The organism is Paraburkholderia sp. SIMBA_030 (assembly GCF_046535245.1).
Lineage (GTDB): Bacteria > Pseudomonadota > Gammaproteobacteria > Burkholderiales > Burkholderiaceae > Paraburkholderia.
Map to the genome: position 1 here is coordinate 137571 of NZ_JAWRXB010000020.1, position 11947 is coordinate 149517.

The 11947-nt window shown below is 64.5% G+C and carries 13 protein-coding genes; 4 read left to right on the forward strand and 9 right to left on the reverse strand.

Features of this window, described 5'->3' with window-relative positions; genetic code table 11:
* Positions 1–25: 25 nt before the first annotated feature.
* The 4 genes from SB772_RS29915 to cobU are packed head-to-tail and all read right to left on the reverse strand — an operon-like array spanning position 26 to position 3489.
* A complete protein-coding gene (locus SB772_RS29915; RefSeq protein ID WP_410836759.1) occupies positions 26–937 on the reverse strand; it encodes a cobalamin-binding protein in 912 nt (303 codons plus the stop codon).
* Positions 934–1983 (reverse strand): threonine-phosphate decarboxylase CobD, encoded by a 1050-nt coding sequence (gene cobD, locus SB772_RS29920; protein ID WP_410836760.1) that lies wholly within the window; start codon positions 1981–1983, stop codon positions 934–936. Before cobD ends, SB772_RS29915 begins: the two co-directional genes overlap by 4 nt.
* A 16-nt stretch (positions 1984–1999) precedes the next feature.
* Positions 2000–2935 (reverse strand): adenosylcobinamide-phosphate synthase CbiB, encoded by a 936-nt coding sequence (gene cbiB, locus SB772_RS29925; protein ID WP_410836761.1) that lies wholly within the window; start codon positions 2933–2935, stop codon positions 2000–2002.
* A complete protein-coding gene (cobU, locus tag SB772_RS29930) occupies positions 2935–3489 on the reverse strand; it encodes a bifunctional adenosylcobinamide kinase/adenosylcobinamide-phosphate guanylyltransferase (RefSeq protein ID WP_410836762.1) in 555 nt (184 codons plus the stop codon). Before cobU ends, cbiB begins: the two co-directional genes overlap by 1 nt.
* Positions 3490–3673: 184 nt before the next feature.
* Here cobU and SB772_RS29935 point away from each other — a divergent pair, with 184 nt between their 5' ends.
* Positions 3674–5134 carry a cobyric acid synthase gene (locus SB772_RS29935; RefSeq protein WP_410836808.1) on the forward strand — a complete coding sequence of 487 codons (1461 nt, stop codon included), beginning with the start codon at positions 3674–3676 and terminating at the stop codon, positions 5132–5134.
* 141 nt (positions 5135–5275) lie between these two features.
* A complete protein-coding gene (locus tag SB772_RS29940; protein ID WP_410836763.1) occupies positions 5276–5692 on the forward strand; it encodes a DoxX family protein in 417 nt (138 codons plus the stop codon).
* Between the two features lie 153 nt (positions 5693–5845).
* Here the strand turns inward: SB772_RS29940 and SB772_RS29945 are convergent, their stop codons facing one another.
* Positions 5846–6265 carry a PaaI family thioesterase gene (locus tag SB772_RS29945; protein ID WP_410836764.1) on the reverse strand — a complete coding sequence of 140 codons (420 nt, stop codon included), beginning with the start codon at positions 6263–6265 and terminating at the stop codon, positions 5846–5848.
* A 212-nt stretch (positions 6266–6477) separates the two neighbouring features.
* On the opposite strand from SB772_RS29945, the gene SB772_RS29950 reads away from it, so the two are divergent.
* Positions 6478–7116: a ParA family protein gene (locus SB772_RS29950; protein WP_410836765.1), complete on the forward strand. Its 639-nt coding sequence runs from the start codon at positions 6478–6480 to the stop codon at positions 7114–7116.
* A gap of 59 nt (positions 7117–7175) precedes the next feature.
* Here the strand turns inward: SB772_RS29950 and panD are convergent, their stop codons facing one another.
* From panD to SB772_RS29970, 4 genes are all read right to left on the reverse strand, one after another.
* On the reverse strand, positions 7176–7562 hold the full coding sequence (gene panD, locus SB772_RS29955) for an aspartate 1-decarboxylase (RefSeq protein ID WP_012432059.1): 387 nt from the start codon (positions 7560–7562) through the stop codon (positions 7176–7178).
* A gap of 66 nt (positions 7563–7628) precedes the next feature.
* Entirely contained in the window at positions 7629–8462 is an 834-nt protein-coding gene (panC, locus tag SB772_RS29960; protein WP_410836766.1) for a pantoate--beta-alanine ligase, read from the reverse strand.
* 186 nt (positions 8463–8648) lie between these two features.
* The gene (locus tag SB772_RS29965) at positions 8649–9524 is read right to left on the reverse strand and encodes a segregation and condensation protein A (RefSeq protein ID WP_410836767.1); all 876 of its coding nucleotides are present in this window, start codon (positions 9522–9524) and stop codon (positions 8649–8651) included.
* A gap of 4 nt (positions 9525–9528) precedes the next feature.
* Positions 9529–9714, reverse strand: coding sequence for a DUF3460 family protein (locus tag SB772_RS29970; protein WP_410836768.1), 186 nt, complete (start codon positions 9712–9714; stop codon positions 9529–9531).
* Positions 9715–10079: 365 nt separating this feature from the next.
* On the opposite strand from SB772_RS29970, the gene SB772_RS29975 reads away from it, so the two are divergent.
* Positions 10080–11933 (forward strand): autotransporter assembly complex protein TamA, encoded by a 1854-nt coding sequence (locus tag SB772_RS29975; RefSeq protein ID WP_410836769.1) that lies wholly within the window; start codon positions 10080–10082, stop codon positions 11931–11933.
* The last annotated feature ends 14 nt before the right edge of the window (positions 11934–11947 follow it).

Sequence of the window (11947 nt, forward strand, 5' to 3'; positions counted from 1 at the left end):
GCTTCATTGACGTCATCGCGCGCCCTCATTGCGCGCCGCTCTTCCTTCGCGAACGCGCCACGTCCAGGTCTTCACATAGCTGTTTCGCTCCTTGCGCGATGCGCGGCGCCGGGCGGTTGATCAGATCGCCGTCGATGGCGAACAGATTGTTGCTCTCCACGGCTTTCAAGCCCGGCCATGCTCGCCAGCTGTCGAGTTGCGGCAAGGTCGTGTCGGGTTTGGTCGCGCCGGGCGCGGCAGTGACGATCGCTTCCGGATCGGCGGCGAGTACAGCTTCGGTCGACACCGTCGGCACCAGCGGTGCCAGTTTCGCAAACACGTTGCTGCCGCCGCACAGCGCAATGACGTCGCTGATCATGTGCTCGCCGTTGAGCGTCATCAACGGTCGATCCCATACCTGGAAGAACACGCTGACAGGCGGCCGGCTCGCATACCGCGTGCGCAATTGCGCGATGTCCCGACGGAACGCGGCCGCCGCGGCATCGGCGGCGGGCGAGGTGCCGAGCAGCTGTCCGAGTCGGGTTAGCGACACGGCGACGTCGTCGAGACGACGCGGCTCGCTGAAGAACAACGGCACATGCATCTCGCGCAGACGATCGAGTTGACGCTTCGCATTGCCATGACGCCACACGACGATCAGGTCGGGTTTCAAAGCGACAATGCGTTCGAGGTCGAGCGCCTTGTTGTCGCCGACACGCGGCAGTTGTTTCGCTTCAGGCGGATAGTCGCTATAGGACACGGCGCCGACCAGTTTCGCACCGCCGCCCGCGGCATAGAGCAGTTCGGTGACGTGCGGCGCAAGGCTGATCACGCGTTGCGCGGGGGCGGGCAGGGTGACGGTCGCGCCGGTGTCGTCGGTGACGTTGATCGCGGCGTGCGCGTGCAAAGCGGTAGCGAAGAGCACGGTGGCGATGGCGAAGCGGGCGAGTCGAGTCATTGGGCGCTGACGCCGTCTATAACGCGCATGCCGTCGCGCAAACTTTCGTCGAGGCGCGCCCATTCAGCCTCGTTCGCGGGCAGGCCGAAGCGCACGCTGCCATTCGCCGTGAATAACCGCGTCCACACGCCGCGTTGTGCCAACTCGTCATGTAACGCGGCGGCGCGCGCATCGGCGCACCACGCAAAAAGTGGCGTGCTGCGCGTGGCAAGACCTTGCGTATCCAACAGGTTCACGAGACGCGCGCTGTCGGCAGCAAGCCGGGCACGCATTTGCCGTTGCCACGCTTCGTCTTCGAATGCGGCTTTGACTGCATGACGAGCCGGGCCGCTGACAGTCCACGCGCCGAGCGCACGATGCAACGCTTCGAGCAACGCCGGCACGCCGAGTACGAAGCCCGCGCGCACGCCGGCCAGGCCGAAGAATTTCCCCGGCGAGCGCAAGACGATCAAGCCGTTGCGATCGGTGCATGCCGCGAGCGACGCCGAAGGCATCGTATCGGCAAAGGCCTCGTCGACTAGCAGCGTGCCGCCGCGCGCGCTCAATTGCGCATGCCATTGCAGCAGCTTGCGGGCGCTTAGGTGCTCGGCAGTCGGATTGTTCGGATTGACGATAACCACGTGAGTGAGCGTATCGGGCAAGGTCTCGCACGACACATCCAGCGGCAAAACCTGATGTCCGGCACGCTGGAATGCGGGCGCATATTCGCTGTACGTGAGCGGTGCAATGCCGACCGTCGCGCGCGGCAGCAACGACGGCAGCGCTCGAATCGCCGCCTGGCTCCCGGCGACGGGCAGCACATGCGCGGCATCGGGCGCGCCGTAGTAATGCGCGGCGCAGGCGGCGAAGCCGTCGCCTTCGTCGGGCAGGCGGCGCCATGCGTCGGCGGGAGCGGGCGGCACCGGATAGCCGTGCGGATTGATGCCGGTCGACAGATCGAGCCACTGCGCGTACGGCATGCCGTAGCGCGCGGCAGCTTCGTGCAGATTGCCGCCGTGGACCACCGCGCTGGAATCGACCATGAGATCGGCTATGCGCTCATTCATGTGCTCATTTGTGTGATCAACCATGAAAAGGCACGCTCAGCAAAGCCAGCACGATCAGCACCGCCAACCAGAGAATGACCGCGCGCTCGACCAGCATCAACGCCGCCGTCACATGACCGGCGTTCGCGGGCTGTCCGGCGCCGAGCGTCGGCCGATGTTCGAGCGCGCCGTGATAAACCGCCGGGCCGCCGATCAACACGTTCAGACTGCCCGCGCCGGAGGCCATCACCGGTCCGGCGTTCGGGCTGTCCCAGCGCGGCGCCTGCTCGCGCCAGCAACGCCATGCAGTGTGCGTGTCGCCGAGCAGCGCGTAGCTCGCCGCGGTGAGGCGTGCGGGAATCCAGTTGAGCACGTCGTCAAGGCGCGCAGCGGCCCAGCCGAAGCGCAAATAACGCGGTGTGCGATAGCCCCACATCGCGTCGAGGGTGTTGGCCAGACGAAAACCGAGCGCGCCCGGACCGCCCGCGATCGCGAACCAGAACAGCGCGCCGAAGATCGCATCGTTGCCGTTTTCCAGCGCCGATTCGACCGCGGCACGCGACAGCGCGGCTTCATCCGCATGCGCGATTTCGCGCGACACGATGCGCGCGGTCAGCAAGCGCGCTTGCGCGAGATCGCGTTGCGCCAAAGCCTGCGCGATCGGCGCGATGTGATCGTGCAGACTGCGCGCGCCGAGCGCGAACCACAGCAACGCGACGTGCACGGCGCAGGCCGCGAAAAACGGCAGCACGCTGACCAGCCACCAGGCGATCGACACCGGCGGCACGACCGCCAGCGACCACGCGAGCAGGCCCTTGAGCCGCAAGCGCCGGCCTGTGTTGTAGCGCGCTTCGAGGCGGATCGCGAGTTTGCCGAAGCCGACCAGCGGATGCGCGAGGCGCGGCTCGCCGAACCAGCGGTCGACGGCGACGCCGGCGGTCGCCAGCGTGACGATCATGGGGAGCGACAGCATCACGCGCGGCCTGCCGTTTTCAGCGCGAGCGGCAAGCCCGCGACCAGCATCGTGACCTGCGTGCTCAATGCGGCGATGCGTTGATTGAGCCGCCCGAGTTCGTCGACGTAGAGACGCGTGGCCGCACCGAGCGGCACCACGCCCAGGCCGATTTCATTGCTGACCACGATGATCTTGCCTTTGGCATTCAGTAGCGCGGCCTCGAACGCGGCGACATGCGCGTGATAGCGATCGATGGGTAAGCCGTCGCCTTCAGGCGGACACAATAAGTTGGCGAGCCACAGCGTCAGGCAGTCGATCAGGATGCAGTGCTCAGGCGCGTCGATTTGCGTCACAGCGCCGGCGAGATCGATCGGCGCTTCCAGCAACTGCCAGTGCGCCGGACGCCGCTCGCGATGATGCGCGATGCGCGCGCCGAACTCGGCGTCGCCGGCCACGCGCGCGGTGGCGATGTACGTGACGGGGCGTGCGCTGTCGTTCGCAAGCTGTTCGGCATGCATGCTCTTGCCCGAACGGGCGCCGCCGAGAACGAAGATGAGGTCGCGGGAAATCATCGCGTGATTGTACCGGCGCGCACCCGCTCCCGGCGCGATGGGATAATGCCGCGTTCGAATCGCTTCATTGCTGCTTCATTGTCGTTTGATTGCCGCTTCATGGCCTTCCCATCGTTGAGCCCAATTTCCCGTGACCACCACTTCGATCGTGCATGACGATGCACCCGTGCCGCGCGGCACGCTGATGATTCAGGGCACCACGTCCGATGCGGGCAAGAGCACGCTGGTCGCCGGCTTATGCCGGCTCGCGCGGCGCGCCGGCGTGCGGGTCGCGCCGTTCAAGCCGCAGAACATGGCGCTCAACAGCGCGGTGACGATCGACGGCGGCGAGATCGGCCGCGCGCAAGCCTTGCAGGCGGTCGCCGCGGGTATTGCCGCGCACACCGACCTCAATCCGGTGCTGCTCAAGCCGACCAGCGACCGCGGCGCGCAGGTGATCATCCACGGCAAGGCGCGCATGAATCTCGATGCACGCGCGTATCACGACTACAAGCCGGTCGCGTTCGAGGCGGTGCTGGAATCGTATGCGCGCTTGCAAGCGACGTACGAGACGATTTTCGTCGAAGGCGCGGGCAGTCCCGCTGAAATCAATTTGCGCGAGCGCGATATCGCCAACATGGGGTTCGCCGAAGCGGTCGATTGCCCGGTCGTGCTGGTGGCCGATATCGATCGAGGCGGCGTGTTCGCGCATCTGACCGGCACGCTCGCGTGTTTGTCGGCAAGCGAGCAGGCGCGTGTGCGCGGCTTCATCATCAACCGTTTTCGCGGCGACGTCAGCTTGCTGAAGCCCGGCCTGGACTGGCTCGAGGCGAAGACCGGCAAGCCGGTGCTCGGCGTTGTGCCGTACCTGCACGGCCTGACGCTTGACGCGGAAGACATGCTGCCGCCCGAACTGCGTGCAGCGCACAGCGGTGACGCCGGGCGCATGTTGCGCGTGGTCGTGCCGGTGCTGCCGCACATCAGCAATCACACCGACTTCGACGCGCTGCGCGCCCATCCGCAAGTCGATTTTCATTACGTGCGAAGCGGCACGCCGCTGCCGCCAGCGGATCTGATCATCCTGCCGGGCTCGAAGAACGTGCCGGGCGATCTGGCGTTTCTGCACGCACAAGGCTGGGACGCGGTGCTGCAACGGCATCTGCGGTACGGCGGACGTGTGATCGGCATTTGCGGCGGTATGCAGATGCTCGGGCGCGAAGTGGCCGATCCGCACGGTGTGGAAGGCGCGCCGGGCACGATCGCGGGCCTCGGCTGGCTCGATTACTCGACCGTGCTGACGCGCGAGAAAACGCTGAAGAACGTGACCGGGCGCCTCGCCTTGCCGGGCGCGCCCGAGGTGGCCGGCTACGAAATCCATATGGGCGCGACGCAAGGCCCGGCGCTGGCTTCGCCCGCGCTGCAATTGGGCGAGGCGCAAGACGCGCATCCCGATGGCGCAATCTCCACCGATGGGCAAATCCTCGCCACCTACGTGCACGGCCTGTTCGACACGCCGGCCGCTTGTGCCGCGCTACTGGCGTGGGCGGGGCTGAGCGACGCCGGGACAATCGATTACCCGGCGCTGCGCGAAGCTTCGCTCGACCGGCTGGCCGATACGCTGGCGGCGCACCTCGATCTGCCGAAACTTTTTGCCGCGATTGGCTGATCTGTGTTAACTCGCCGGCGCAGATTAACTCTTGATAGGAAATAATCAAAGCGGCGTAGATGATTTTTCACCCGCAGGGGTTCGAATAAAGTCTTTTACATCGACGGCGGACATGCGCCGCCTCTCTCCAAAGGACCTGACATGACCTCGAACCGCTCCGCCGATCTGGCCGCTTTACTGCTTCGCCTCGCGCTGGGTGTCCTATATCTCGCGCACAGCCTGCAGAAGATTTTCGTTTTCACGCTGCCCGGCACAGCGCAGTTCTTTGTATCGCTCGGCCTGCCGGGTTGGCTCGGCTACCTGACGGCGTTCGTCGAACTGATCGGCGGTATCGCGCTGCTGCTGGGCGTGCAGGTCCGCTGGGTCGCGCTGGTGCTGCTGCCGTTCATGCTCGGCGCAATGTCGGCGCATCTGCATAACGGCTGGGGTTTCGCGTCGCCGAACGGCGGCTGGGAATATCCGGCCTTCTGGGCGGTGACGCTGGCCGTGCAGTCGCTGCTCGGTGGCGGCGCGCTGGCTTTGAGCGGGGCGAAGGCGCCGCTCGCCGTGACCGCTTGATACTCTGGGCGGCTGCGCAGGCGGCCGCCAGGCCACTCCGGCCATCCGCCGGCGGAATAGTTAGTAAAAAAGCACGCGCCGTAAGGCCGCGTGCTTTTTTTATGGCGCTGCGGCGCTGCGCTGCGCCGCGTCGCGTCGCGTCGCGTCGTTCAGTCAATACAACACCATCTGCGTGCAGCGAAACAGCGCCATCGTCCTGCCGCCCGGATCGGTGACGGTGGCGTCCCACACTTGCGTGCTGCGCCCCAGATGCACGCCTCTCGCGACCGCGCGGATCGTGCCTTCGGTGGCGGTGCCGAGAAAATTGCTTTTCAACTCGATGGTCGTGAAATTGCGCGCCGTTTCCGGCAAGTGCGCGAGGCACGCGTAGCCGCAAGCGGTGTCGGCGAGGCCGATCACCGTGGCCGCGTGCAAAAAGCCGTTCGGCGCGAGCAATTCGCTGCGCACGGTCAATTCGGCGATCAAACTCCCTTGATCCAGTTCGAGGACATGCACGCCCAGCAAGTCCGGCAGCTTGCCCCGCTGGCGCTCATGCAGGCGGTCGATGGTGTATTCCGGGCGTAGTTTGCTCATGAGATTCGAGTCCTCGGTGGAAAAATCGGCTGCCGCGGGCCGTCAATTAGCCGTGCGGGGGCTTCGGCCTGGATGCATTTGTCGATATTATCAACGGCTAGATCAGCAGGTGGACCTGAATTCGGTGCGGATCAGGACACACGCCAGGCCAATTCAGAGCAAAAAACGCGGTAAACCGGCTGGCAGCGCCAGCCTTCTTTCCGGGAGAATTCATGACGGTGATCGTGGTGGCGAATCCGAAGGGCGGCGTGGGCAAAAGCACGCTGTCGACCAATCTGGCGGGCTATTTCGCGGCGGCCGGCGAATGGGTCGCGCTGGCGGACCTGGACAGGCAGCAGTCCTCGAATGCGTGGCTGTCGCTGCGGCCCGCCACGCTACCGCCTATCGAAACCTGGGAGGTGAACCAGGATGCCCCCGCGCGGCCTCCAAAGGGACTCGAGCACGCAGTGATCGACACGCCGGCCGGCTTGCATGGCAATCGTCTGAATATCGCGCTGGATCTGGCCGACAAGGTGATCGTGCCGTTGCAGCCGTCAATGTTCGATATTCTCGCCACCCAGGACTTTCTCGAGCGCCTGGCGAAGGAAAAAGCGGTCCGGAGGGGCGCGATTGAGATCGGCGTGGTCGGAATGCGGGTTGATGCGCGCACACGCTCAGCGGAGCAACTGCATCGTTTTGTCGAAGGGTTGAAGCTGCCGGTGCTGGGCTTTCTACGCGATACGCAGAATTACGTGCAACTGGCCGCGCACGGCCTGACTTTGTGGGATGTTGCGAAAAGCCGCGTGGAGAAGGATCTGGAGCAATGGCAGCCGATCGTCGAATGGACGAACGGGGCCACCAAGAAGGGCTGACGCGCGCCGGCATGCGGCACGCCCGCCCGCTGCATGGAATCGTGCGATGGACGCGAGACTTACGTCCAGTTCTGGGTCGGCACGTGGTCGCGGCTGCCCTTGATCTTGTTGTTGTCGTCGACGAACACCAGATCCGGCTTCCAGCCTGCTTTCAATTCCGCTTCATCGACCACCGCGAATGCCGCGATGATCACCAGATCGCCCAGCTGCGCGCGCCGCGCCGCCGAACCGTTCAGCGAAATCATGCCGCTGCCGCGTTCGCCCTTGATCGCGTAGGTCGAGAAACGCTCGCCGTTGTTGATGTTCCAGATGTCGATCCGTTCGTTTTCGACGATATTCGCAGCTTCGAGCAAGTCTTCGTCGATCGCGCACGAGCCTTCGTAGTGCAGTTCGCAGTGCGTGACCGCGACGCGATGGATCTTCGACTTCAGCATGTTGCGTTGCATGATCAATCCCTTGTAGCTTCTTGCGCGCGCGCTGTGCGCCTTCGCGCGGACCAAACGGCGTCAGATTCAGATTTCGAGGTTGTCGATGAGGCGAGTGGCGCCGAGCTTGGCGGCGGCCAGCACTACCAGTTGCGCGTCCGTGTCCTGCGCGCCCGGTGGCAGCAGGTTCGAGCGCTTGCGCACCGCGACATAATCGGGCTGCCAGCCGCGCGCGGCGAGAGCCGCCATCGCCGCCTGTTCGAGTTTCGCGAAATCGCGATCACCGGCGAGCACCGCATCGCGCACGCGATTGAGCTCGGCGGCCAGCGTCGGCGCTTCGGCGCGTTCGGCCGTTTGCAGAAAGCGGTTGCGCGAGCTGAGCGCGAGGCCGTCGGCGTCACGCACCGTTTCCGCGGCGATGATGTCGGTCGGCAGCGCGAACTGATGGCACATGCTGCGCACGATCATCAGCTGCTGGTAATCCTTTTTGCCGAACACCGCGACGCGCGGCTGCACGCACGACATCAGCTTCATCACCACCGTGCAGACGCCCTGGAAGAAGCCAGGCCGGAATTCGCCTTCGAGAATGTCGCCCAGATCGTGCGGCGGATGCACGCGGTACTCCTGCGGCTCCGGATACAGATCCTTTTCCGTCGGTGCGAACAGCACGTAGACGTTTTCCTTCTGCAGCTTTTCGATGTCGGCTTCGAGCGTGCGCGGATATTTGTCGAAATCCTCGTTCGGGCCGAACTGCAACCGGTTGACGAAGATACTCGCCACCACCGGATCGCCGTGCTGGCGCGCAAGACGCATCAGCGACAGATGGCCCTCGTGCAGATTGCCCATCGTCGGCACAAAGGCGGTGCGATTCTGGCCGCGCAACTGGTCGCGTAATTCATGGATCGAGCTGATGACTTTCATGATCGGACGGGGTTTCCTCGCACGGCGCGAGGCTCGGTTGGCGCAAAACTCAGGCTTTCACGCGTGCCGCGGCCTCACTGGTAATGACAGGTTCGGAGCGCCGGATTGTAGTGGATTTGTTGCAGGGGCGCACCGAAACGAGGCGTTTTCGGCCACTGTGGCGCAAGGCGGCCCCGCTTTGCGGCGTCAGGCCGGCAAATAAGCAAGCCGCACGTAGATCGGTGCGAACGGTTCGGCCTGGGTGATTTCGATCAGCGATTCGCGGCACAGTTCAAGCATGGCGATGAAATTCACGACCACGACCGGCACGCCTTTGCCGGTGTCGAACAGGTCGGAAAACTCCATGAAACGCGAGTTTTGCAGGCGCCGCAAGATCGTGCTCATGTGCTCGCGCACCGACAGCTCTTCGCGCGAGATCTTGTGATGCTGGACCAGCTTGGCGCGCTTGATCACGTCGGCCCATGCGGCGCGCAGATCTTCGCTGTTCACATCAGGAAAGCGCGGCGTGATGCTCTGTTCGATATAGACATCGGCGCGCAGGAAATCGCGGCCAAGCTGCGGCAAATGGTCGATGCGCTGCGCGGCGAGTTTCATCTGCTCATATTCGAGCAGGCGGCGCACCAGTTCCGCGCGCGGATCTTCGGCTTCTTCGCCGCTATCGGCTTTCTTCACCGGCAGCAGCATGCGCGACTTGATCTCGATCAGCATCGCCGCCATCAGCAGATACTCGGACGCGAGTTCGAGATTGGTCTGGCGCAACTGGTCGACGTAGCCGAGATACTGCACGGTGACGTCCGCCATCGGGATGTCGAGCACGTTGAAGTTCTGCTTGCGGATCAGGTAGAGCAACAGATCCAGCGGGCCTTCGAACGTTTCGAGAAACACCTCGAGCGCGTCCGGCGGAATGTACAGATCCGTGGGCAGCTTGAAGAGCGGCTCGCCGTACAGGCGTGCGAACGCAATGCCGTCGACCGTGTCGGGCGTGGAATCGGTGGCGGGGGCGGCAAGCGCGGCGTCGGCGGGAGCCGGCGTTGCGCCGCGGGCCTCGTCGGCGTGACTCACGCGCTTAGAAGTTTTGATAGTACGAGTAAGGCGTCTGCTCTACGCGCGAGGCTTTCTGCGCGGCGCGTTCTTCGAGGTCGATCGGCTGTTTGTCCCACAGCAGCGACCGGCCACGGCGCTGTTCAGCTTCCAGATTCGGTTTTTGTTGCTTGAGCTGGTTCAGGAACTGGGTGATGTCCGATTGATACATGGCTCGACGTCCGTGATGGGTGAAATGGCGGCTGTTCTGCCGGTCCCTGACAGGAACCCGCAAGGCTGCCGCTTTGACTTCGCGATTTTACCGCAAGCGCCGCGCGTGGACGAAAAACGGCGGCAGGCGAGCAAAAAACGCCCGGAACCCGCGCGGCGGCGAGTCAAAGGCGGGCGCGCCACCGGCTTGGGGGCGTGTGCACCACGACGGGTGCCACGCGCAGCGTGGCTTGCGCGCCGTCTGGCCATTGCGCGAGCGCCCTTCCAATAGATCGCGTGGCCGTGCCGATGTGGTCAAATAGCGAGCTTCGGCCGTCATGGCGAGCCCGAGCGAAAGAATTCACTAACCACGGCCGGAGGTCCTGTTTGGCGGGATGTGCGATCGAAACGCCGCGTGTGCGGCGCGCTAATGCCGATGCGGCCGATGCAGCCGGTGCGCCGCGCGGGCGCATGACGCCCGTTCGGCGCTGGCTGCGCGCGTGGCTGGCGTTTGGCATCGTCATGCTGACGCTGGCTGCCGCCGACGCGCATGCCGCGCGTGCCAGCGCCAGCTACAAGGTCGATATCGAGGCTTCGCCGCGCTCGCTGCGCAAGCTGCTCGAAGCGCATCTGGACCTCGCGCGCTTCGCAAAGCGCGCCGACATCAGTGAGGACCAGTTCGAGTTCCTCATCACCGCGACCCCGCAGCAGGTGCGCGATCTGACCGCCACGCAAGGCTATTTCACGCCGGTCGTACGCACCGACGTGCGAACCGTCGACGGCCAGAAGCGCGTCACGGTGAGCGTCGACCCCGGGCCGCAAACCGTCATTTCGTCGATTTCGCTGTCGTTTCGCGGCCCGGTGCTGACCGAAGATCCGGCGCAGGAAAATGCCGCGCGCTTCGCATTTTCGCTGCGCGAAGGCGATCCGTTCTCGCAAGGCGATTGGGACGACGCGAAAAACGCGTCGCTTAAGGCGCTGCAGGCGCGCCGCTATCTGGGCGCGAAGATTTACCGCTCCGAAGCGCGTATCGACCCGCGCACGCACGACGCGAAGCTGTCCGTCACCTATGACAGCGGGCCGACCTTCACGATGGGCAAGCTCGACGTGTCCGGCACGCGGCGCTATCCGGAGCATATCGTCGATAACGTGAATCCGATTTCGGTCGGCGATGTCTACGATGTGCAGCGCGTCGCCGAGTTGCAGCGGCAGTTGCAGAACACGCCGTATTACGCGAGCGTCGCCATCGATGTGGATAGCGATCCGGCCAAACCGGTCGAGACGCCGCTGCATGTGAAGGTGTCGGAATATCCGTACAACAATATACGCGGCGGGATAGGCTACTCGACCGACAACGGGCCGCTGATCCAGGGCTCGTATTCGTATCTCGACACCTTCGGCAAAGCCTGGCCGTTCACGATCGCCGGCCGCATCGACCAGGTTCAACAGTACGGGCAAATCCAGCTCGCGATGCCGCCCGGGCCGCGTGCGTGGACCAATAGCGTGTTGGCGTCCTACACCAATACCGACGTTTCCGACACGCGCATCTACAGTCTCCGCGCCGGCGTGCAACGGGCCCGCACGGCGCAATTCATCGACTACAACTATTCGATCCTCTTCTATCGGGACCGGCTCGACCAGAACGCGATTGCGCCGATCACCAGCCGCGCGCTGGTGCCGTCGTGGTCGTGGACCCGCCGCGATACCGACGACCCGCTGTTCCCGCGTTCGGGCAACCTGATTCACGTGGAAGCGGGCTTTGCGGTCAAAGGCGCGCTGACCGATCAGACGTTCATACGCGGCTATGCCCGCGGCCAGCAGTACCTGCCGATCGGCAAGGAAGACCTCGTGCTGTTGCGCGCCGAACTCGGCGGCGTGTTCACGAGCGGCAGTTCAAGCGGCGTTCCGGCTTCGCTGCTGTTCCGCGCGGGCGGCTCGAATTCGATCCGCGGCTACAGCTATCAGAGCATTGGTAATAATGTCGACGGCTCGGTGCTGCCGACCAAATATCTGGTCACTGCGGCGGCCGAGTATCAGCACTGGTTCAGTCACGATTGGGGCGCGGCGGTGTTCTTCGACGTCGGCACCGCCACCGATACCTGGGGCGAGAAAGTCTTTTATCCTGGTGTCGGCGTGGGCGCGCGCTGGCGCAGTCCGGTAGGGCCGGTCAACGTGGATGTCGCCTACGGGATTCGCAACAGGAGCGTGCGGCCGTATCTGACGCTGGGCATCGCTTTCTGATGGAAACCTGCACT